The organism is Roseomonas acroporae, assembly GCF_023223525.1.
GTDB classification, from domain to species: Bacteria; Pseudomonadota; Alphaproteobacteria; order Acetobacterales; family Acetobacteraceae; genus Roseomonas_E; species Roseomonas_E acroporae.
The window spans coordinates 38598-60298 of record NZ_JALPRX010000031.1 but is presented as its reverse complement, the minus strand read 5'-3'; the positions used below and the strand labels follow the sequence as shown (position 1 = coordinate 60298).

At 73.8% G+C, this 21701-nt stretch carries 20 protein-coding genes; 8 read left to right on the top strand and 12 right to left on the bottom strand.

Annotated elements, in window-relative coordinates; translation table 11 throughout:
- Positions 1–47 precede the first annotated feature (47 nt).
- The 3 genes from M0638_RS08675 to M0638_RS08665 all read right to left on the bottom strand — a co-directional run bounded on the left by M0638_RS08675 (position 48) and on the right by M0638_RS08665 (position 2578).
- Positions 48–797, bottom strand: a complete 750-nt coding sequence (locus M0638_RS08675; RefSeq protein WP_248666578.1) for a maleate cis-trans isomerase family protein — start codon at positions 795–797, stop codon at positions 48–50.
- Positions 798–972: 175 nt separating this feature from the next.
- Entirely contained in the window at positions 973–1626 is a 654-nt protein-coding gene (locus tag M0638_RS08670; protein ID WP_248666577.1) for an isochorismatase family protein, read from the bottom strand.
- 247 nt (positions 1627–1873) lie between these two features.
- Positions 1874–2578, bottom strand: a complete 705-nt coding sequence (locus M0638_RS08665) for a GntR family transcriptional regulator (RefSeq protein WP_248666576.1) — start codon at positions 2576–2578, stop codon at positions 1874–1876.
- Positions 2579–2866: 288 nt separating this feature from the next.
- On the opposite strand from M0638_RS08665, the gene M0638_RS08660 reads away from it, so the two are divergent.
- Positions 2867–3874: a Bug family tripartite tricarboxylate transporter substrate binding protein gene (locus M0638_RS08660; protein ID WP_248666575.1), complete on the top strand. Its 1008-nt coding sequence runs from the start codon at positions 2867–2869 to the stop codon at positions 3872–3874.
- Positions 3875–4170: 296 nt separating this feature from the next.
- On the opposite strand, the gene M0638_RS08655 is transcribed toward M0638_RS08660, so the two are convergent.
- Together M0638_RS08655 and M0638_RS08650 are read right to left on the bottom strand one after the other, a co-directional pair.
- Positions 4171–5367, bottom strand: coding sequence for an FAD-dependent oxidoreductase (locus tag M0638_RS08655; protein WP_248666574.1), 1197 nt, complete (start codon positions 5365–5367; stop codon positions 4171–4173).
- Positions 5368–5592: 225 nt separating this feature from the next.
- Positions 5593–6708, bottom strand: a complete 1116-nt coding sequence (locus tag M0638_RS08650) for a LacI family DNA-binding transcriptional regulator (protein ID WP_248666573.1) — start codon at positions 6706–6708, stop codon at positions 5593–5595.
- Positions 6709–6923: 215 nt separating this feature from the next.
- Between M0638_RS08650 and M0638_RS08645 the strand changes: the two genes are divergently transcribed.
- From M0638_RS08645 to M0638_RS08620, 6 genes are read left to right on the top strand one after another with little or no spacing between them, the layout of a single operon-like run.
- Positions 6924–8024 (top strand): TauD/TfdA family dioxygenase, encoded by a 1101-nt coding sequence (locus tag M0638_RS08645; RefSeq protein WP_248666572.1) that lies wholly within the window; start codon positions 6924–6926, stop codon positions 8022–8024.
- Positions 8025–8078: 54 nt separating this feature from the next.
- A complete protein-coding gene (locus M0638_RS08640) occupies positions 8079–9056 on the top strand; it encodes a Bug family tripartite tricarboxylate transporter substrate binding protein (RefSeq protein WP_248666571.1) in 978 nt (325 codons plus the stop codon).
- A 13-nt stretch (positions 9057–9069) separates the two neighbouring features.
- Positions 9070–10353: an aconitase/3-isopropylmalate dehydratase large subunit family protein gene (locus M0638_RS08635; RefSeq protein WP_248666570.1), complete on the top strand. Its 1284-nt coding sequence runs from the start codon at positions 9070–9072 to the stop codon at positions 10351–10353.
- Positions 10350–10850 (top strand): LeuD/DmdB family oxidoreductase small subunit, encoded by a 501-nt coding sequence (locus M0638_RS08630; RefSeq protein WP_248666569.1) that lies wholly within the window; start codon positions 10350–10352, stop codon positions 10848–10850. The genes M0638_RS08635 and M0638_RS08630 overlap by 4 nt, the downstream gene beginning before the upstream one ends.
- Positions 10851–10873: 23 nt before the next feature.
- On the top strand, positions 10874–11776 hold the full coding sequence (locus tag M0638_RS08625; RefSeq protein ID WP_248666568.1) for an isocitrate lyase/PEP mutase family protein: 903 nt from the start codon (positions 10874–10876) through the stop codon (positions 11774–11776).
- Between the two features lie 25 nt (positions 11777–11801).
- Positions 11802–12806, top strand: coding sequence for a Bug family tripartite tricarboxylate transporter substrate binding protein (locus M0638_RS08620; protein WP_248666567.1), 1005 nt, complete (start codon positions 11802–11804; stop codon positions 12804–12806).
- 96 nt (positions 12807–12902) lie between these two features.
- Here M0638_RS08620 and M0638_RS08615 read toward each other — a convergent pair whose 3' ends face one another.
- The 7 genes from M0638_RS08615 to M0638_RS08585 all read right to left on the bottom strand — a co-directional run bounded on the left by M0638_RS08615 (position 12903) and on the right by M0638_RS08585 (position 20822).
- On the bottom strand, positions 12903–13901 hold the full coding sequence (locus M0638_RS08615) for a Bug family tripartite tricarboxylate transporter substrate binding protein (RefSeq protein ID WP_248666566.1): 999 nt from the start codon (positions 13899–13901) through the stop codon (positions 12903–12905).
- Positions 13902–14030: 129 nt separating this feature from the next.
- Positions 14031–15233: a pyridoxal phosphate-dependent aminotransferase gene (locus M0638_RS08610; RefSeq protein WP_248666565.1), complete on the bottom strand. Its 1203-nt coding sequence runs from the start codon at positions 15231–15233 to the stop codon at positions 14031–14033.
- Positions 15234–15513: 280 nt separating this feature from the next.
- On the bottom strand, positions 15514–16713 hold the full coding sequence (locus M0638_RS08605) for a pyridoxal phosphate-dependent aminotransferase (RefSeq protein ID WP_248666564.1): 1200 nt from the start codon (positions 16711–16713) through the stop codon (positions 15514–15516).
- 36 nt (positions 16714–16749) lie between these two features.
- Positions 16750–17562, bottom strand: a complete 813-nt coding sequence (locus tag M0638_RS08600; RefSeq protein ID WP_248666563.1) for an ABC transporter permease — start codon at positions 17560–17562, stop codon at positions 16750–16752.
- 40 nt (positions 17563–17602) lie between these two features.
- Positions 17603–18469, bottom strand: coding sequence for an ABC transporter permease (locus tag M0638_RS08595; protein ID WP_248666562.1), 867 nt, complete (start codon positions 18467–18469; stop codon positions 17603–17605).
- Entirely contained in the window at positions 18469–19608 is a 1140-nt protein-coding gene (locus tag M0638_RS08590) for an ABC transporter ATP-binding protein (protein ID WP_248666561.1), read from the bottom strand. The genes M0638_RS08595 and M0638_RS08590 overlap by 1 nt, the downstream gene beginning before the upstream one ends.
- A gap of 8 nt (positions 19609–19616) precedes the next feature.
- Positions 19617–20822, bottom strand: coding sequence for an extracellular solute-binding protein (locus M0638_RS08585; protein ID WP_248666560.1), 1206 nt, complete (start codon positions 20820–20822; stop codon positions 19617–19619).
- 405 nt (positions 20823–21227) lie between these two features.
- On the opposite strand from M0638_RS08585, the gene M0638_RS08580 reads away from it, so the two are divergent.
- Positions 21228–21623, top strand: coding sequence for a hypothetical protein (locus M0638_RS08580; protein ID WP_248666559.1), 396 nt, complete (start codon positions 21228–21230; stop codon positions 21621–21623).
- The last annotated feature ends 78 nt before the right edge of the window (positions 21624–21701 follow it).

Here is a 21701-nt window from a genome sequence, read left to right as displayed (position 1 = left end):
GGGGGGGCCCCCCCCCCCCCACGGGTCAGCGAACGCCGCCGCGGGTATCAGAATTCCTCCAGCAGCCTGCCGATTCCCTGGACCTTGTCCTCGATGCCGTTGGCGCGCAGCGCGTGCCAGTAGGTCGCGGTGTTGATGGCGATCACCGGCTTGCCGAGCCACATCTCGGCTGCGGCCGCGAGGCGCACCATGCTGAGGTTGGTGCCGACCTGCACGATGGCGTCGACGTCGCCCGCGCCGTTCAGCTCGATCAGCTTCTCGCGCAGCAGGTCGGGGGGCACCTCGGCGATGGCGATCCAGCTCGGGCACTGGAGGCAGAGGTCGCGCGCCACCTCGAAGCCGCTCTCGGTGAAGTAGCGGCGGACCTCGTCGTTGCAGGCCGGGAAGTAGGGCGAAAGGAAGGCGATGCGGCGCACGCCGCCATAGGCGCGCAGCGCCGCCGTGCAGGCGTGCGAGCCGATGCTGATGCCCACCCCCGCCGCCGCCTCGACCTTCTGCCGGAAGGCGTCGGCCCCGGCCGCGCCGCCGTAGAAGGTGACGGCCGACATGCCCATGACGAGATAATGCGGCTCGCAGGTCATCACGCTGTGCACGGCGTCCAGCGTGTTGTCGCCGATCCGCAGCATGCCCGCCATGAAGGTCTCGTTGCTGACCGCCTTGGCGTTGGGCGTGTAGATCCGGCTGTAGTGGTTGGTGACGCCGGGCGGCCGCATCATCTCGAAATCCGGCTGCACGACGGTGTTGGTCGAGGGGCCGAGGACCCCGAATTTGCGCCGCCAGCCCAGGATGTCGGTCATTCTTGCTGCTCCGTTGCAGGTTGCGGAACGGGAATGGCGGTCGATCGGCCATGCCCCGGGGGGCCGAGGCATCCTCGGGCGGGGGTGGCGCGCGCCGGCCGCCGCATCACTCCGTGCCGTGGGCACCGCATCGCCCCGTGCCGTGCGCCGCCGGCCGGGGAGGGCAGCGCGCCGGTCACGCCGCGGCCTTGCCGATGGCGGCGAAGCGCTCCAGCACGAAGGCCTCCGACACCACCTCGGCGTACTTGGCCTGCAGGTCGAACAGGTTGGCCTCGTGCGGCGCGGGGTGGCGGTCGCCCACCGCATCGCGGCAGACGAAGGGCAGGAAGCCGTGCTGGCAGGCATCCACCGCCGTGGCGCGCACGCAGCCGCTGGTGGAGACGCCGGTCAGCACCACCGTGTCCACGCCCAGCGCGGTCAGGGTCGAGGCGAGCGAGGTGCCGAAGAAGGCGCTGGCGTACTGCTTGGTGACGATGGTCTCGCCCGGCAGCGGCGCCAGCTCCGGCGGCGGCGCGGCGAGGCGCGAGCCGGCTTCGAAGCAGCGCAGCGCCGGCACCTTGCGGTAGAACACGCCGCCGTCGAGCCCGCCCGGCTGGTAGCGCACCTCGGTGTGCAGGACCGGCACCCCGGAAGCGCGCGCCGCGCCCAGCAGCCGCGCCGTGGCATCGCGCGCCGGCTCGGCCGCGGCGTAGAGCGGCGAGCCCGGTTCCAGGTAGGCGATGCAGAAGTCGATCACGATCAGCGCCGCGCGCCGCCCCCAGGGCAGCCGCCCCGCGAACTGGCCCTGCGCGTAGTTGGCCGCGAGATCCGTGGAGAGTTCCGAGCTCATGGAGCGAAGCTTCCGCCGTTCACCTGGATCGCCTGTTCCGTCCGGGGCCGCGAGGCCGGGCCGCCGGGGCTCGGCGGCGCCGCCATCCGGTTCGGGGATGGCTGTTCATGCCGGCCATTGTGTACATATGCGGCACGCCGGAAAAGGGCCATCCCGCATCCTCCCGGGCAAACTTCCTCTTTCCATAGCGGATCATGCCGATCGAATGGGCATGAGTCTGCCTCAATTGTGTACATTGATGGTGCCGTCAGGCCGAGCGGAGCGACGGCCCGCGGCCGGGCCGCACCGCTTCCTCGACGGGCGCCGCGGCCATGGCCGCGCCTGGGCGCACGGCGACGATATGGGCCGACATGGCCAGGGCAGCCCAGTCAGCGTTGCGCTCGCGCAGCGCCTCGATGATCTCGCGGTGGTGGCGGTTGGAGCGGGCGACGTTGTTCCATTCGTGCAGCCGGAAGCGCTTGAGGAAGATCAGCGGCACCTGAAACACGCGGCCGAGCAGCGCCTCCAGTTGGCGGGAGCGGGCGGCGCGCGCGATCACCGTGTGGAATTGCGCGTTCAGCCGCGCGAATTCCTCGATCCGCGCATCCATCGTTGCCTCCTCGGGGCCGTCGATCGCCTCCATCGACGCGGCCAGCCGCTCCAGCTCCGCCAGCTCGCCGGGCTCGATCCGTTCGGCGGCCTTGCGCGCGGCATGGCCCTCCAGCATGGCGCGCAGCTCGAACACCTCCATGACCTCGTCATTGTCGATGCTGGCGACGAAGGTGCCGTAGTTGCGCGCGCTCTCCACCAGCCCGTCCGCCAGCAGCCGGCGCAGCGCGTCGCGCACCGGCGTGCGGCTCGCGCCGATCTCGACGGCGAGCATCTCCTCGCGCAGCGCCTCGCCGGGCTGGAAGCGGCCGTCCAGGATGCGCAGGCGGATGAACTGGTAGGCGCGCTCGGCCGCGTTGGACATCGTGCTTCCCGGTGATGGACCGCCCGGCCGGAACGGCCGGGGCGCCGGCGCATCCTACAGCGAACCGCGGTCCGGACGGGACCGCGGTTCGCCGCGGGTCCCTGTTTCCGGAGCGGCGCCACGCCTTCGGGGCATTCGCCGGCAGGGCGCATGCGCCCGGCGCCCCGGAAGGCATGCCGTGTCGGCGGCACCGGGACGAAGCATCGCCGAGCAGCATCGTTCGTGTCTGGCCCGCCGCTTGCTTCGACGGGGGCAGCAAGCACGCGGCCTGCCCGTCAGGAGCCAGTCATGCCCGAGAAGACCGAACTCGCCGCGACGCGCGGTGCCGGCCTGCCGACACGCCGCGCCATCCTGGCGGGTGCCGCGCTGCTGGCCGCTGCCGGCCATGCCCGCGCGCAAGGCTATCCGGAGCGGCCGATCCGCTTCATCGTCCCCGGCCCCGCGGGCGGCGCCGGCGACGTGCTGTCGCGCCTCGTGGCCGAGCCCATGTCGAAGACGCTCGGCGTGCCGGTGGTGGTGGAGGACCGGCCGGGCGCCGGCACCAATGTCGGCATGGCGGTGGTGGCGGCGGCGGCGCCGGACGGCTACACGCTCGGCCTCGGCTCCATCGCCAGCAACGCGGTGAACCGCTGGCTCTACCGCTCGCTGCCCTTCGACCCGGAGCGGGACTTCGCGCCGGTCGGGATGATCGCGCTGGTGCCGAACCTGATGGTGGTGCCGCCGCAATTGCCGGTGCGCGACGTGGCGGAGTTCATCGCCTACGTGAAGGCGCATCCGGGCGAGGTGAATTTCGGCTCGGTCGGCAGCGGCTCCTCGCAGCACCTGGCGGGCGCGCAATTCGGCCAGGCCGTCGGCGTCGAGATGACGCACATCCCCTACACCAACTCGGGCCAGCTCAACACCGACCTGATGGAGAACCGGGTGCAGGTGCTGTTCCAGTCGATCTCGGCGGTGGCGGAGATGGCCCGCGCCGGCCACATGCGCCCGCTCGCCGTCACCGGCACGCAGCGCCTGCCCGCCTTCCCCGACGTGCCGACGCTGCAGGAGGCGGGCGTGCCCATCACCTCCACCGGCTGGTTCGGCATCGTCACCCCGGCCGGCGTGCCGGCGCCGATCGTCGAGCGGCTGAACGCGGCGCTGAACGCGGCGCTGGCCGACCCCGCCGTGTCGGCGCGCATCGTCGCGCTGGGCTCGATCCCGCGCGCGACCACGCCCACGGCCTTCGGCGCGTTCATGGCCGCCGAGACGCAGCGCTGGCGGCCGGTGGTGCTGGCGACGGGCGCGACCGCCGACTGATACCAGCCCGCATTGTCGTTGACCCGCTTCCGCGCCGCCAGCTGGGGATGAAAGCAGGTCATCAGCAAAGCGGGACGGTATGAGCCGGCGGGGAAGGCGCTGCCTTCCCCGGACCCCATCCGCCAGGGTCGAACGCATGCGTTCGACCAGGTTCCCGGACCTCCGCGGCGTTTCGCGGCCCGGGTGTCGAGACGTGCGAGGCCTCGTTCCGAACGGGGTTTCCAAAGGGGCTTCGCCCTTTGGTGAGTGGGGTGCAGGGGAGGGCGACGCCCTCCCCTGCCGATGGTGGCGCCCCGTCAGGCCACCGCCTCCAGGTCGCGCAGCGACTGGATCATGGAAGAGCGCAGCACGTACTCGCGATGCCGTACCGGATCGTCGGCAATGGCACGCAGCTCGTCGTGGTAGGCGCGGCGCTGCGCCGGGTCGCGCTGGTTCAGGATGGCGCGGTTGCGCAGCGACTGCTGCTGCACCACCTCCAGCGCCACCTTGCGCCGCTGCCGCTCGTAGCGCCCGAGCAGCTCGGGCGCGGCGCCGCGCCATACCTCGCCGAGCTTGCCGGCCAGGTTCACCGCGTCCTGGATGCCGCCGTTCATGCCCATGCCGCCGAGCGGGTTGTTCAGGTGCGCCGCGTCGCCCGCCAGCAGGATCCGCCCCACCACGTAGCGCGAGGCGACGCGCTCGTGCACGCGGTAGGCGGTGCGGTGCGCCACCGCGTAGGGGTGCGGCGCCGGCTGCACCGCCTGCAGCTTCGCCTCCATGAAGGCGGGGTCGGTGATCTCGGCGTCCGACTTCCCCGGATCGACCGGTATCAGCACGCGCCACACGCTGCGGGTGCGCAGCAGCACCAGCCATTCCTCCGGATCGGAGATGTAGGCGATGTTGGCGAGGTCCGGCACCGCCTCGTCGAAGCGGAAGGGCGTCGAGAGGCTGAGGAAGATCTCGGGGATCGTCATCCCCTCGAATTCCACGTCGAGGGACTTGCGCACCGCGCTGCGGGCGCCGTCGGCGCCGATCACGTAGCGGGCGCGCAGCGTCTCGGCCTCGCCGCCCTCGTGCTCCACCGCCAGATACGCATGGTCGGCATCCTGCCGCGCCGCGACGGCGCGCGTGCCGTAGAGGATGCGCACATCCGGGTTGCCGGCCAGCCTGTCGCGCAGCATCCGGGTCAGCCGCCACTGCTCGCATTGCAGCCGGTAGGGGTGGCCGGTGTCGGCCGACAGGCGGCCGAGGTCGAAGGTGGCGACCACCCCCTCGCGGCGGTCACGGAACTGCCAGTGCGGGCAGACCAGCCCCTCCTCGACCAGCCGCTCCGTCACGCCGAGCGGTTGCAGCAGGTCCATCGTCGCCGGGTGGAAGGTCGAGGCACGCAGGTCGTCCGGCAGGGTGCGCTCGGCCTCCACCAGGGTGACGGGGATGCCCTGGCCGGCCAGCAGCGTCGCCGCCACCAGCCCGACCGGCCCCGCCCCGGCCACGATCACCCCGTTCCCGTCCATCCGCCCATGCTCCTGTCCGGTGGCACGCTCCGTGCCGACACCCTGGCGCATTGTGTACATGCATGGGCCAGCCGGAAAGCCTCCTCGTGAGGCCCCGAGGGCATTTAGCAGTGAAGAATCCGGTCCGGGCTCATTTGGCAGGCAGATCGTTGTGTACAAGACCGGGTAGCCATGACGAGAGCGGCGTGGCGCCGGGCGCATCGCCGATCCGGCCGGGTAGCCCGGTCACCCCGTCTCCCGGCCCGCATCCCCGTGGCTGGCGCCCGTCGCCGCGCCGGCGGGCAGGCGCGCCGAGCGCCCGACATGCAGCGTGCCGCGCAGCGTGACGAGTTCGTCGGGGGCCGCCGGATCCTCCATGCGGGCGAGCAGCAGGTCGAGCCCGCGCCGCACCACGGCCCGGAGCGGCTGCACGATCGTGGTCAGCGCGTAGGGCGGCCGCAGCGCCGCCGCCACCCCGTCGAAGCCGACCACCGAGACGGCGCCGGCCGCTTCCACGCCCTCCCCTTCGACCGATGCCCCCACCGGCACGGCGCCGGCGCGCAGCGCGTCGATCAGCCCCATCGCCAGCCCGTCGCCGACGGCGAACACGGCATCGGGCCGCTCCCCGGGCGGCATGGCGGCGATCCGCTCCCCCGCCGCCCAGCCGCCCTCGCGGGTGGCGCCGCCGTCGAAGCGGCAGGCCAGCGCCACGCCCCGCGCGGCGAGGCGTTCGACGAAGCCGCGCTCCCGGTCCAGGCTGGTCGAGGTGTCGGCATTGCCGCCGACCACCGCGAAGCGCCGGTGGCCGCCGGCGAGCAGGAAGTCGGCGAGCCGCGCCCCGCCCTCCGCGTTGTCGCAGCACACGGCGGCACCGTGCTCGCGCGCGACGCGGTTGATCATGACCAGGGGCACGTCGTTGCCGGCGCAGATGGCGGCGATGCGCGAGGGCAGCGCGGCCGAGGTCACGAGGCAGCCATCCACCTGGTACTGCAGCAGGGCCTGGGCGGTGCGGTCGTCCATCGAGCCCTCGCCGGCGTGCAGCAGCAGCAGGCGCAGGCCGCGTTCGGCCGCCTGCGCGACCAGCTCCTCCAGCAGGGCCGGGTAGAAGGGGTTCTGCATCGGCCCGAGCACCAGCCCGATCAGGCCGCTGCGCCCGCCGAGCAGGGTGCGCGCCAGGGCGTTCGGCGCATAGCCGGCCTCGGCGGCCAGCGCGTCGATACGGCGCCGCGTCGCGGGCGAGATGCGCGCATCGCCGCGCAGCGCGCGCGAGACGGTCGAGATCGAGACGCCGGCCGCCTGGGCAAGGGAGAGCAGCGTCGCCCTGGCACGGGCAGGCCGCGTCGGCGGGGCCGGAACATCCATGCGGCGATCCTAGCAGAGATCGGCACAGGACAAAGCTTTGCATGATTCCTGTCCCGCATGAGCCATTCAGGACGATATTGCACTGCAATATAGCCGGATTTTCCTTGTGCAAAGGTTTGAACAAAATTCTTGCAAGCCTGCCGTCCGCCGCGCATGCTCCGGCCCGCCGGCCGATCCGGACAGCGACGAACAACGAAGAAGCAAGGGGGAAGCGGATGCGCCGCAGGATCCTGTCCGAAGCCGATTGGCGGCCCACCGACATCGAGGCCTCCGAGCGCTGGCTGCGTCCGGTGACGGCGGCGGAGTCGGCCGACCTCGCCGATGCCGTGACGGCGCTGCGGGCGAGCGGCCGGCCGCTGCTCGAGATCACCCGCCGGGACGTGCCGCTCGGCCGCTTCGCCGCGGTGCTGGACAAGGCGCGCGCCAGGCTGGAGGACGGGCCGGGCTTCGTCGTGCTGCGCGGCCTGCCCACCGCCGACCGGCCCGCCGAGGAGAACCGGCTGATGGCCTGGGCCATCGGCACGCATCTCGGCGTGGCGCGGCCGCAGGGCAGGCAGAGCCAGCTCATCTCCGACGTGCGCGACGCGGGCGGCACCTACCGCAGCGGCAGCGGCCGCGGCTACAACACGAATTCCGAGCTGGACTACCACACGGATGGCAGCGACGTGGTCGGGCTGCTCTGCCTCAACACCGCCCGCAGCGGCGGGCTCAGCCGGCTCTCCAGCGCCGTCGCCATCCGCAACGCCCTGCTGGAGACGAGGCCGGATCTGGTCGAGGCGCTCTACGGCCTGTTCCCGCACAGCCGCCAGAACGAGGAGGCGGCGGACGAAGCGCCCTGGTACATGGCGCCGGTGTTCAGCGAGCGCGACGGCGCCTTCGCCTGCCGCTACATCCGCAACCACATCCGCTCGACGCAGGTGCCAGGCGGGGCGATGGAAGGCGCGCCGCGCCTGACGCCGCTGCAGCACGAGGCGCTCAATGCCGTGCAGCGCATGGCGGAAAGCCCGGAATTCTCCTTCGACATGTGGCTGGAGCCGGGCGACTTCCAGCTCGTCAACAACCACGTCCTCGTCCACTCCCGCACCCACTACGAGGATTTCGAGGAACCCGGGCGCAAGCGGCACCTGCTGCGGCTGTGGCTCTCCGTGCCAGGGGCGCGGCCGCTCTCGCCGGCGCTGCGCGAGGTCTACAAGAGCGTCGAGCCGAACAGCGTGCGCGGCGGCTTCCAGGGGCGCGGCATCACGCCCGAGCTGGTCGCCTACCAGGCGCGCGCCGCGGCCGAACTCGGGATGCGCGACACGCCCTACCGGCTCTGACGCGGCGAGACACGGCGGCGGCCGGAAGCAGGGATGCGGGGAAGGAAAACGGGAATGACCATCCAGCGCAGGGCGCTGCTCGCGGGTGCCGCCGGCCTCGGCCTCGCCCCGGCCGCCGCCACGCGGGCACGGGCCGAGACCTGGCCCAGCCGGCCGATCCGCGTCGTGGTTCCCTACTCGCCCGGCGGCGGCACCGACATCTTCACCCGCGCCCTGGCCGAGAGCCTGCGCGCGCGCCTGGGCGAGACGCTGGTCGTCGAGAACCGCGCCGGCGCCAACGGCGTGGTGGGCGCCGAGATGGTGAAGAACTCTCCGCCCGACGGCTACACCTTCGCCGTCTGCACCGGCGCGCACGTCGTCAACCGCTACGCCATGCGCTCCATCCCGTTCCATCCGGTGCACGACTTCACGCCGATCGCGCTGCTCTCCAGCTTCGCGCTGCTGATCGCCGTGCATGGCGGCGCGCCCTGGCGCGACATCGCCGCGCTGGTGCGCGACGCCAAGGCGAGGCCCGGCGCCATCTCCTACGGCACGACGGAGGCCGCCACCAGCTTCGCGGGCGGCGACTTCGCCCGCAAGGCCGGGATCGGCATGACGGAGATTCCCTATCGCGGCAGCGGGCCGATGCTGAACGACCTGATCGCCGGCCACCTGCCCACCTGCTGGACCAGCACCGTCTCCGTGCTGCCCTACATCCAGGACGAGCGCATCCGCGTGCTCGGCGTCACCTCGGCCGAGCGCTCGCCGCTGCTGCCCGGCGTGCCGACCATCGCCGAGGCGGGCGTGCCCGGCTACGAATTCACCGCGTGGTACGGCATGTACGGCCCGCCCAATCTGCCGGCACCGATCGCGCTGCGCATGGCCACGGCCATCGAGGAGTCGCTGCAGGAGCCGGCGCTGCGCCGGAAATTGCAGGAGCTGGGCGCCGACGTGAAGCCGGTCACCGGCGACCGCTTCGCCGACTTCCTGCGCCGTGACGATGCCCGCTGGGCGCAGGCTGCGCGGGACGGGCTGATCAACGTCTCGCAGTAGGAACCCGCGCCGCATGACCGGCCTGACCATCACCGAGAAGATCCTCGCCGCCCATGCCGAGGGCGGCAGCGCCCGGGCCGGCGGCATCGCCACCATCCGCCCGGACGTGGTGCTGCTCAACGACGTCTCCGGTCCGCTCGCCTTCGAGCAGTTCGAGGCGATGGGCGCCGCGCGCCCCTTCGATCCGGCGCGCATCGTGCTGGTGGCCGACCACTTCGCCCCGGCGCCCAACGTCGCCGCCGCCGGCGCCATCCGCATGACGCGCGAATTCGCCGCGCGCCACGGCATCGCGCACTACTACGAGCCGGGCTCGGGCGGCATCGAGCACACGCTGCTGGCCGAACTCGGCATGGTCGGGCATGGCGGCATCGTCTTCGGCGCCGACAGCCACACCTGCACGGCGGGCGCCTTCAACGCGCTCGGCATCGGCTTCGGCTCGACCGACCTCGCGGCGGCGCTCGCCACCGGCCGGCTCTGGCTGCGCGTGCCGGACAGCATCCGGGTGGCGCTGACCGGCGCGCCCGGCCCCTACGTCACCGGCAAGGACGTGATCCTGGAGGTGATCCGCCGCATCGGCTCCGACGGCGCGGCCGATGCGTCGCTGGAATTCGGGGGCCCGGGCGTCGCCTCGCTGCCGGTGGATGCGCGCATGGCGGTCGCCAACATGGCGGTGGAGGCCGGCGCCGACACCTGCGTCTTCGAGGGCGACGCGCTCTCCGCCGCGCGTGCCGCCGAGACCGGCGCGCCGGCCGCGCCGCCCGTCGCCGCCGACCCGGATGCCGCGTACCGCGCGCGGATCGCGATCGACCTCGGCGCGCTGGAGCCGATCGTGGCGCGGCCGCCCTCGCCGGCCGCCGGCGTGCCGGTCGGCGCGCTGCGCGGCCAGCGCGTGGACCAGGTCTATATCGGCAATTGCGCCAACGGCACGATCACCGATCTGCGCCAGGCGGCCGAGATGCTGCGCGGCCGGCGCGTGGCGCCCGGCGTGCGCCTCGTCGTGGTGCCGGCGACGCAGCGCATCTGGCGCCAGGCCCTGGCCGAGGGGCTGCTGGACGCGCTGGCCGCCGCCGGCGCCGCCGTCTCCACCCCCACCTGCGGCGCCTGCTTCGGCGGCCACATGGGCATCCTCGCCGCCGGCGAGACCGCCATCGCCACCACCAACCGCAACTACCGCGGCCGCATGGGCGACCCGGACTCGCAGGTCTTCCTGGCCAATGCCTGGGTCGCCGCCGCCGCCGCCGTCGCGGGCGAGATCGTCCCGCCCGGCAGCCTGCCCGTGCCCGCGGAGGCCGCATGATGCCGGGGATCGCGATGCAGGGAGTCGTCCACCGCTACGGCGACGAGGTGAACACCGACGTCATCCTGCCCGGCCGCTACCTCGCCCTGCGCCGGCCGGAGGAGCTGCGGGTGCACTGCCTGGAGGGGCTCGATCCCGGCTTCGTCGATCGCGTCCGTCCCGGCGACATCCTCGCCGTCGGGCGCAATTTCGGCTGCGGCTCCTCGCGCGAGCACGCGGTGGTGGCGCTGCGCGCGGCGGGCGTCGGCGCCATCGTCGCCGTCAGCGCGGCGCGCATCTTCTACCGCAACGCCATCAACCTCGGCCTGCCGGTGCTGGTCTGCCCGGAGGCGGCGCTGGCGCTGCGCGCGGGCGAGCCGGCGACCATCGACCTCGAACACGCCACCATCCATCAGGGCGGCGCGACCTGGCAGGCGCAGCCGCTCGGCGCGGAGGTGCGCGCCATCCTCGCCGCCGGCGGGCTGGTGCCGCGCGTCCGCGCCCTGCTCGCCGCCTGAACCGATTCCACAGGAGACCACCCATGGCCGATCCCAGGCTGAAGGCCGCGCTGCGCGCCGGCGAGTTCATCGTCGCCCCCGGCATCTTCGACATGATCTCGGCGCGCGTCGCCGACCGGATGGGCTTTTCCGCCCTCTACGCCACGGGCTATGGCACCGTCGCCTCGCATCTCGGCGTGCCGGATGCCGGCATCGCCACCTACACCGACATGGTCTCGCGCATGGCCCGCTTCGCGCAGGGCAGCAGGACGCCCGTCATCGCCGATGCCGATACCGGCTATGGCGGCCTGCTCAACGTGCGCCACACCGTGCAGGGCTACGAGGCGGGCGGCGTTACCGCGATCCAGATCGAGGACCAGGAGGTGCCGAAGAAGTGCGGCCACACCCCGGGCCGCCGCGTCATCCCGGCCGAGGAGATGGCGCTGAAGATCGAGGTCGCGGTGGAGGCCCGGAAGAGCGACGACTTCCTGATCATCGCCCGCACCGATGCCCGCACCACGCTCGGCCTCGACGAGGCGATCCGGCGCGGCAGGCTCTACCGCAAGGCCGGCGCCGACATCGTGTTCATCGAGAGCCCGGAGAGCGAGGAGGAGATGCGCCGCATCGGCGGCGAGATCGACGCGCCGCTGCTGGCCAACAACGTCGACGGCGGCGGCCGCACGCCGATCCTGTCGCGCGAGACGCTCGCCGCGATCGGCTACAACATCGCCATCTACCCGGCGCTGGGTTTCCTGGCGGTGACGCGGGCGCTGGAGCAGGCCTATGCCCACCTGCTCAGGGAGGGCGACACCAACGCCCTGCCCGCCGGCACGCTCTGCGACTTCGCCGCGATGAACGAGCTGATGGGCTTCCCGGAGGTGTGGGCGTTCGACGCCAAGTGGGCGAAGGCCGGCCAGGACGGCGGCGGCCGCCAGGCGGCCGAGTAGGCAGGGGAGCGGAGAGGGGAACGCCATGCACGGCTCCATCACCCGTCGCGGCCTCGGCGCGCTCGGCGCCGGGCTGCTCGCCGCGCCGGCGCTCCCCCGGCGCGGCGCCGCCGCCGGCACCGCCGCCGATTGGCCGGACCGGCCGGTGACGCTGGTCGTCCCCTTCACCCCCGGCGGCGCCTCCGACACGCTGGCGCGCCAGATCGGCCAGCACTTCCCGCGCTTCGCCAACGGCCAGCCGCTGGTGGTGGAGAACCGCTCGGGCGCCGGCGGCACGGTGGGCGGCGGCTACGTCGCCGCGCAGCAGCCGAACGGGTACACGCTGCTGATGGCCGATGTCGGCGCCAACGCGATCGGCCGCGAGCTGAACCCGCGCCTCGGCTTCGACCCGATGACGGCCTTCACGCCGATCATCCACCTCGTCAACCTGCCCGCCGTGTTCTTCGCCCACCCCGACGTGCCGGAGCGGACGCTGCCCGAGGTCATCGCCAGCGCGAAGGCGCGGCCGGATTCGTTCAGCTACGCCTCGGCCGGCGTCGGCAACGGCAGCCACCTGTTCATGGCCCTGCTCTGCCGCCGCGCCGGCGTCTCCATGATCCACGTGCCCTACCGCAGCGGCTCGGAGATCGTCACCTCGGTGATGCGGGGCGAGACGCAGCTCGGCTTCCCCAGCCTCTCCTCGGCGCTGGGGGCGTTGCGCGCCGGCTCGATCCGCCCCATCGCCATGGGCAACCCGGAGGGCAGCCCGGCCCTGCCGGGCATCCCGCCCGTGAGCCGCGTGCTGCCGGGCTTCGACGTCGCCGTCTGGTACGGCGTCGCGGCGCCCGCCGGCATGGCGCCGGATCTGGCCCACCGGATCAACGAGGTGTTCGGCCGGATCGCCGCCCTGCCGGCGGTGCGCGAGGCGGTGTTCAGCACCCAGGCCGGCCAGGTGGTCGGCGGCTCCTCGGAGGATTTCGCCCGCTTCCTGCGCCGCGAATACGACACCTGGACGCCGCTGATCCGCGAGGGCGGCATCCGCACGGAGTAGCGGCCGGCGCCGGCACCGGCGCGCCGGCCATCGCGAGCGTCGCCCGCGCCCCGGGAGGCGAACGGTCCGCGCCTCAGGAGGCGAACGGTCCGCGCCTCAGGAGGCGACGATGTTCGCGTCCCTGGCCACCCGGGTCCAGTCGGCGACGAAGCGCGCGATGTGGTCCGTGTAGGCGGCCCCCAGCATCGGCTGCGGCGGCGGGTAGCTCGCCAGCTCCTCGAAGCGCGTCCGCAGCTCGGGGCGGGCCAGCAGGCGCGGGATCTCGGCGGTCAGGCGCTCCGCCACCGGCGCGGGCAGGTTCCGCGGGCCGGACAGGCCGATCCAGTTGCCCGCCGTCATGCGCGGCAGGCCGAGCTCCGCGCAGGTCGGCACGGCGGGGAACAGCGGGACACGCACGGCCGAGCTCATGGCCAGCGCCCGCAGCGTGCCGTCGCGCAGCATGCCGACATTGGTGGTCAGCGGGTCGATCAGGCTGTCGATCGCGCCCGCCATCAGGTCCTGCAACCCCGGCGCGCTGCCGCGATAGGGCACGTGCGTCAGCTTCGGCAGGTTCGCGTCGCGCTCCATCACCGCGCCGAGCAGGTGGCCGGAGGAGCCGATGCCGGAGGAGCCGTAGGTCACGTTGCGGTCGCGCGCGGCGGCGCGCAGGTCGTCCAGCGTGCGGAAGGGGGAATCGCCCTTCACCAGGATCACGCTCGGCGTGTCCACCAGCATGCCGAGATGGGTGAAGTCGGCCACCGGGTCGTAGGGAAGCTGGGGGTAGATGCCGGCGGCGAAGCCGTGCGGCGAGGCGTGGCTGATGACCAGCGTGTAGCCGTCGGCCGGGCTCTTGGCGACGTGGTCGGCGCCGATCGTGCCGCCGGCGCCGGCGCGGTTGTCGATCACCACGCCCTGGCCGATCGCCTGCCCGAGCGGCGGCGCCACCAGCCGGCCGATCACGTCGGCCAGGCCGCCGGGCGGGAAGGTGGCGACGAGGCGCACCGGGCCGCGGCCGGGCCAGGCGCCGTTGGCCTGGGCGCGCGCCCCCCGGATCCGCAGGAGGGTCGGTACGGCGAGGAGGCCGGCGGAGGCGGCGAGGAGCTGGCGACGACGCATGGGGCGGGTTCCGGCGAAGGGTTTCGCGCCGGAACGGAGCAAGTCGTATGCCAGATGATGGGCGGGCCGGGGGCCCGCCTGCGGCGATCCATGCGGGCCAGCGGCGGCCTCGTGCCGCCGCGGCGGGGCTCAGCGCAACGAGCGGCAGAACTCCTGGATGCGGGCGCAGCCCTCGCGCAGGCTCTCGGTGTCGGTGGCGTAGGAGATGCGCATGTAGGGGCTCATGCCGTAGGCAGCGCCCTGCACGGCGGCGACGTGCTTCTCCTCCAGCAGCGCCGTCACGAAATCCGTGTCGCCGTCGATCCGCCGGCCGCCCGGCGAGGTCTTGCCGAGGCAGCCGGCGATGTTCGGATAGACGTAGAAGGCGCCTTCCGGCTTGTGGCAGGAGATGCCCTCGGCCTGGTTCAGCCAGTCCACCACGAGGTCGCGGCGCTCCCGGTACACGGCCTGCCGCTCGCGGATCAGGTCCTGCGGCCCGTCCAGCGCCGCCGCCAGCGCCGCCTGCCCGACGGTGGAGACGCCGGCGGTGAGCTGGCCCTGCACGTTGGCCATGGCCTTGATCAGCGGCGCGGGGCCGGCGCCGTAGCCGACGCGCCAGCCGGTCATGGCGAAGGTCTTGGAGGCGCCGTTCAGCGTCAGCACGCGGTCGCGCAGCGCCGGCTCCACCTCGGCGATCGTGCAGAACTCGAAGCCGTCGTAGAGCATGTGCTCGTACATGTCGTCGCTCATCACCCACAGGTCGGGGTGGCGGCGGAGCACCTGGGCGATGGCGTGCAGCTCGGCGCGGGTGCAGGCGGCGCCGGTCGGGTTGTTCGGGAAGTTCAGGATCACCCAGCGCGTGCGCGGGGTGATGGCGGCCTCCAGATCCTCGGGGCGCAGCTTGAAGCCGTTGTTCTGCGGGCAGTTCACCAGCACCGGCACGCCGCCGACCAGCTTGGCCATCTGCGCGTAGGAGACCCAGAAGGGCGCCGGGATCACCACCTCGTCGCCCGGGTCCACCGTGGCCAGCAGCGCGTCCATGATGATCTGCTTGCCGCCGTTGGCGACCAGGATCTCGTTCTCGGCGAAGTCGAGGTTGTTGTCGCGGCGGAACTTGCGCCGGATGGCGTCGCGCAGCGCCGGGGTGCCGGCATAGGGCGGGTACTTGGTGTCGCCGGCCAGCGCCGCCCGGTGCGCCGCCTCGATGGCGTGCGCGGGGGTGCGGAAGTCGGGCTCGCCGGAGGAGAGGCTGATGACCCGGATGCCGCCCTTGGCCATCTCGCGCGCCTTGGCCGTCATGGCGGCGGAGGCGGCGACCTCGACGTTCTGCAGGCGCTGGGCGATGGCGGGCATGAGCGGGCTTCTCTGGGTGCGGGGCCGATGGCCGGCGTGGCCTCGGGGCTCTGCCCCGGACCCCGCCAGGGAAGGCGCCGCCTGCCCTGGACCCATCCGCCCAGGGGCGCAGCCCCCTTGGAAACCCCGTTGCGGGACGGCTGGCCCGGCTGGGGGAACGGCCGGGGCCCCGAACGAGGAGAGGTGCAGGAGGGCCTTGCCCTCCTGCCGGATGGGTACCCAGGGAAGGCGGCGCCTTCCCTGGCGAGGTCCGGGGGCTGCGCCCCCGGCCCCGGCCTTCTCAGCGCAGCCCCTGGCAGAACTTCTGGATGCGCCGGCACGCCTCCTCCAGCGACTTGTCGTCGGTGGCGTAGGAGATGCGGAAGTGGCCGGGAAACATGAAGGCGCTGCCGTGGACGGCGGCGACGCCCTCCTCGTCCAGCAGCGCCACCACGAAGTCCTCGTCGCTCTCGATCTTCTTGCCGCCGGCGGTGGTCTTGCCGAGGCAGCCATGCACGTCCGGGAACACGTAGAACGCGCCCTCCGGCTTGTGGCAGCGGATGCCCGGCGCCTGGTTCAGCATCTCCACCACCATGTCGCGGCGGCGCTGGTAGGCGGCCACCATGACGGGGATGCTGTCCTGCGGGCCGGTCAGGGCCTCCAGCGCCGCGGCCTGGGAGATGCTGGAGGTGCCCGAGGTGCTCTGGCTCTGCAGCTTGTCCATGGCCTTGATCAGGGCGACCGGCGCGCCGGCGAAGCCGATGCGCCAGCCGGTCATGGCATAGGCCTTGGAGCAGCCGTTCATGGTCACGGTGCGGTCGCGCAGCCTCGGCTCGACCTGCAGGATGGTGGCCGGCTTGAAGTCGTAGGTGAGCTTCTCGTAGATGTCGTCGGTGAACACCCAGACGTCCGGGTGGCGCAGCAGCACGTCGGTCAGCGCCTTCAGCTCGGCCGCGGTGTAGGCGGCGCCGGTCGGGTTGCAGGGGTTGTTCAGCACCAGCCACTTGGTGCGCGGCGTGATCGCGGCCTCGAGCTGCTCGGGACGCATCTTGAAGCCGGTGTTCTGGCCGCAGGGGACGATGACCGGCTTGCCCTCGGCCAGCTCCACGATGTCGGGATAGCTGACCCAGCAGGGGGCGGGGATGATCGCCTCGTCGCCCGGGTTGATGGTGGCCAGCAGCGCGTTGAAGATCACCTGCTTGCCGCCGGTGGAGACGATGATCTCCTCCGGCTTGTAGTCCAGGCCGTTCTCGGTCCGGAACTTCTCGGCGACGGCCTTGCGCAGCGCCATGGTGCCGGCGTTGTCGGTGTACTTGGTCTCGCCGCGCTGGATGGCGGCGATCGCCGCGTCCTTGACGTTCTGCGGCGTGTCGAAATCGGGCTCGCCGGAGGACAGGCCGATCACGTCCCGCCCCGCCGCTTTCAGCGCGCGCACCTTGGCGGTGATCGCCATGGTCTGCGACGGGGAGATGCGGTCGAGGCGGTCGGCAATGAGCTTCATCGGTCCTGTACCCGTTCTGGCGGGAAGAGGCGGAACCTAGCCGCCGTGGGGGGCGCCTTCAACCCGCGCAAGCCGGTCCAGGATCAGGGCAGCCATGCCGAGGCCGCCGCCCAGCGCCGCCAGCAGCACCGCCGCCAACGCGTTCACCTCCGGCGTCAGGCCCAGGCGCAGCGCCGAGAACAGCACCATGGGCAGGGTGGTGGCGTCCGGCCCCGAGACGAAGCTCGCCACCACCACGTCGTCGAGCGAGAGGGTGAAGCCGAGCAGCCAGGCGGCGGCCAGCGCCGGGGCCAGCAGCGGCAGGGTGACGGTGAGGAAGGCCGTGCCGGGGCCGGCGCCGAGGTCCCGCGCCGCCTCCTCCAGCGCCGCCTCCATCCCGGCCAGCCGCCCCTGCACCACCACGGCGGCGTAGGCGGCGCCGATCGTCGCATGGGCGAGCAGCAGGGTGGCGGCGCCGCGCGCCGGCGCCCAGCCGAACACCCCTTGCAGCCCGGCCTGGACGGCGACGAGGAACAGCAGCAGCGAGAGGCCGGTGACGATGTCGGGCAGCACCAGCGGCGTGCCGAGCAGCGCGCCGAAGGCGCCGCGCCCGGGGAAGCGGCCGAGGCGGGCCAGCGCGTAGCCGGCCAGCGCGCCGAGCACGGTGCCCAGAGTCGCGGCGCCGGCGGCGATGCGCAGGGAGAGCCAGGCGGCCTCCAGGATGCGCTCGTCGGCGGCCAGGGCGGCGAACCAGCGCAGGGAGAAGCCGCCCCACTCGAACGGCGTCGGCCCGCCGCTGAAGGCGTAGGCCACCAGCAGCAGGATCGGCGCGTAGAGGAAGGCGAGGCCGAGGGCGAGGCCCCACCTCATGGCCCGCCCCCTGCCGCCGCGCGCCGCGCGGCCCGGCCCCTCACCGCCGTTCCTCCAGACGCTGGAACAGCGCCACGGGCAGGATCAGCAGGGCGAGCAGCGCCACGGCCAGGGCGGCGGCGCGCGGCCAGTCGCGGATGGTGAAGAACTCCGTCCACAGCACCCGGCCGACGAGCTGCGCCTCGGGCGGGCCGAGCAGCTCGGGGATCACGAATTCGCCCGCCGCCGGGATGAACACCAGCAGGAAGGCGGCCGCGGCGCCGGGGGCGGAGAGCGGCAGGGTGACGGTGCGGAACACCGTCCAGCGCGACGCGCCGAGATCGGCCGCCGCCTCCTCCAGCGCCGGGTCGCGCCGGGCGAGCGTCGCGTAGAGCGGCAGCACCGCGAAGGGCAGGTAGGCATGCGTCATGCCGAGCAGCATGGCCGGCTCCGAGTAGAGCAGCCGCAGCGGCTCCTCGGTCAGGCCGAGCGCGAGCAGCACGCCGTTCACCCAGCCGCTGTCGCGCAGCAGGCCGATCCAGGCGGCGAGGCGCAGCAGCAGCCCGGTCCAGAAGGGCAGCAGCACGGCCAGCAGCAGCAGCGGGCGGCGGCGCGGCGGGGCGGCGGCGATCGCCAGCGCCATCGGGTAGGCGAGCAGCAGGCAGAGCCCGGCGGTCAGCCCGGCGACGCGCAGGGAGCGCAGGAAGGCGAGGCCGTAGAACGGGTCCTCGGCCAGGGCGGCGAAGTTCCCGGCCGTGCCGCGCCAGGCCCAGGCGCCAGCCTCACGCGAGAGGGGGGGGTCGAAGGGCGGCATGCCCTCGCCTGGGGAGGAGAGAGCGATGCCGAGCACCACCAGCAGCGGCACCGCCACGAACAGCACCAGCCAGAGGGCGGGCGGCAGCAGCACCAGGGCGCGGAAGCGTCGCATCAGTCGGCGAGCGGGACGTTGGCCGAGTCCGGCCAGCGGAGCCGGATGGCGGCGCCGCGCGGCGGCGGCGGCTCGGCGGGGCCGAGGGCGACGCGCAGCGAGGCGCCGCCGGGCAGCCCGACCAGCACGGTGGAGCCGGCACCGCGATAGGCCACCTCGCGCACCGTGCCGGCGGCGGCGTTGGGCTCGGTCGCCATGCCGGGCGCCGGGGCGGCGGCTTCCGCCGCCAGCCGGATGCGCTCCGGCCGCAGCGCCACGGTCAGCGGCGCGCCCTCCGGCGGCGGCGCCCCGGCGAGCCGCAGCGCCAGCCCGCCCGCGCAGCGCAGCAGCCCGCCCGCGACGTGCCCCTCCAGCAGGTTGGCGCCGCCGAGGAAGCCGGCCACGAAGCGCGTCGCCGGGCGCTCGTACAGCGCCTCCGGCGTGTCCACCTGCACCAGCCGGCCGCCCTGCATCACGCCCACCCGGTCGGCGAGGCTCAGCGCCTCCTCCTGGTCGTGCGTCACCATCACGAAGGCGGTGCCCTGCGCCTCGGCCAGCCGCCGCTGCAACGCGCGCAGCTCGAAGCCGGTGCGCTCGCGCAGCCCGGCGTCGAGCGCGCCCAGCGGCTCGTCCAGCAGCAGCAGGCGCGGGCGCTTGACCAGCGAGCGCGCCAGCGCCACGCGCTGCCGCTGCCCGCCCGAGAGCGCGTGCGGCCGCCGCCGCGCCAGCCCCTCCAGCCCGACCAGCGCCAGCGCCTCGTCCACGCGCCGCGCCAGCGCCGCGCCGCGCACCCCCTCGCGCCTGAGCCCGTAGGCGACGTTGTCGAACACCGAGAGGTGCGGGAACAGCGCGTAGGCCTGGAACATCATGTTCACCGGCCGGTGCTGCGGCGGCAGCCCGGCGAGGTCGCGCCCCTCCAGCAGCAGCCGGCCGGAATCCGGCGCGTCGAAGCCCGCGATCAGCCGCAGCAGCGTGGACTTGCCCGAGCCCGAGCCGCCGAGCAGGGCGAAGAACTCGCCGTGGCGGATCTCGAGGTCGAGCCCGTCCAGCACCGTGGCGGCGCCGAAGCGGCGGGTCAGCGCCTCGGCGCGCAGCAGCGGCGGCCCCTCGGTTCCGAGGGCGGCGGCAGGCGCGGGATGGCGGCCCGGGATCGCGTCCATCGACCGATTCAGCGCCCGGCCTTGAAGCGGGTCCAGAGCCGCATGCGCGGCCGCTCCGCCGCGGCCGGCAGCGTGCCCACCACGAAGCCGCGCGACAGCGCCTCGGCCGAGGGCCAGACATCGGGGTCGTCGCGCACCTCGGGCACCACCAGCGGCCGCGAAGCCGGCACGGCGTTGGGGTAGCGCACGCGGCTGGTGATCGCGGCCATGATCTCGGGGCGCAGCAGGAAGTCGATCAGCCGCTCGGCGCCCTCCGGGTTCGGCGCGTCGGCCGGCACGGCCAGCATGTCGAAGGAGAGCTGCGCGCCCTCGCGCGGCGCCACGTAGCGCAGCACCACGCCGCGCCCCGCCTCGCGCGCCCGCGCCGCCGCCTGGATCGCGTCGCCGGAATAGGCGAGGGCGAGGCAGATCTCGCCGGTCGCCAGCGCGTCGATCATGCCGGCGGAGTTGATCGCGCGCACATGGGGGCGGATCGCCAGCAGCGCCGCCTCGGCGTCGCGCAGGTCGGCCGGCGCGGCGCTGCCGGGCGGGCGGCCGAGCCAGCGCAGCACGCTCGGCAGCACGTCGGTCGCGCTGTCCATCACCTGGATGCCGCAGCGCGCGAGGCGCGCGGCGTTCTCCGGGCGCAGCAGCAGGTCGAGGCTGTCCTGCGGCGCGTCCGGCGCCAGCGCCCGCACGCGGTCGGGGCGGATCGCCAGCCCGACCGTGCCCCAGAGATAGATCGCGCCGTGCCGGTTGCCGGGATCGACGGTCGCGACGCGCGCCATCAGCGCGGGGTCGAGGTTGCGCCAGTTCGGGATGCGGGCGCGGTCGAGCGGGCGCAGCGCGCCGGCGCGCAGCAGGCGCGCGAAGGTCGGCTCGGCGGTCGGCACCACCAGGTCGTAGCCGGAGCGGCCGGCGGAGAGCTTCCCCTCCAGCGTCTCCAGGCTGTCGAACACGTCGTAGCGCACGCGCAGCGCGGTCTCGCGCGTGAAGCGCTCCAGCACGGCGGGGTCGATGTAGTCGGACCAGTTGTAGACGTTGACCGTGCCCGCCTCCGCCTCGACCCCGGCCCGGGCCGGCACCGTCAGGCAGCAGGCGGACAGCAGGAGAAGCAGGCGGAGCCGCCGCGCCGCCAGGGCCGCGCCCGGCGGGAGCCAGCGGCTCCGGGGACGGGCCCGGGTGGCGGTCCCGGCGCGGCGCGTCGGGCGGCGGAGGGGGGCGGCAGCCGGCATCGGACTCCTGCGGCGGGGCGCTGCGTGGCCGGATCGTAGGATACGCTTCGCGGGACCGCGACGTGCCGCGTGGCGGTGAAGGCGGGCAGGACGCGGGCGGCGGCGGGGCGGCGGGGCGGCGGGGCGGCGGGGCGGTAGCAACTAGGATATTTTTCCTTGACATGGGGAAAAAGTTCCGGCAAACGGGGTCTGCCACCGGGCGAACTGCGCCCGGCGCGTCCCCCCTCCCCCCGTCCCGCATCGTTCCAGCGTGGCGGCGCACCCTTCCGGCACCGGAAGCGGCGCGCCGCCCGAGGAGGATCCGCATGTCCGCGACCCTGCCCCACCGGTGCCGCGGCACCGGTGCGCCCGCGCGTGCCGCGCGCGACCGCGCCGTGCCGGCGCGCACCGGCGGCTGAGCGACCCATGGCCTTCGACCCGCACAACCTCACGGTCCTCGCGCAGGGGAACGGCTTCACCCTCTGGCACTACCGCACCGCCGAGCCGCAGGCCGCGGTGATGGCGGTCGGCTACTTCGACACGGCATGGAACACGCTGCAGATCGGCGACGTGATCGTGCTGCACACGGCCGACAGCGTCGCCCTGACGCCGGTGCACGCGCTGCCGCCGCCCGGCACCAGCCTCGGCGGCCGCCTCGTGCTCGACGACGCGCCGACCGGGCAGGCCGGCCTCGCCACGTCGAGCCACCTTTTCGCCCTTTCGCTCGCCGCCGCCGCCGGCTTCGCCGTCGCGCGGCCGGCGGTGCTGCACCAGGCGGGCGGGCGGCTGCTGCTCCAGAACGGCGGCACGCTGCTGGTCTGACCGGCCGCCGCGCCGGGCACCGCCGACGCCCTCTCCCTTCCCCCGACGCCACCCCTGCCGCCCCACGGCGATCCCGAC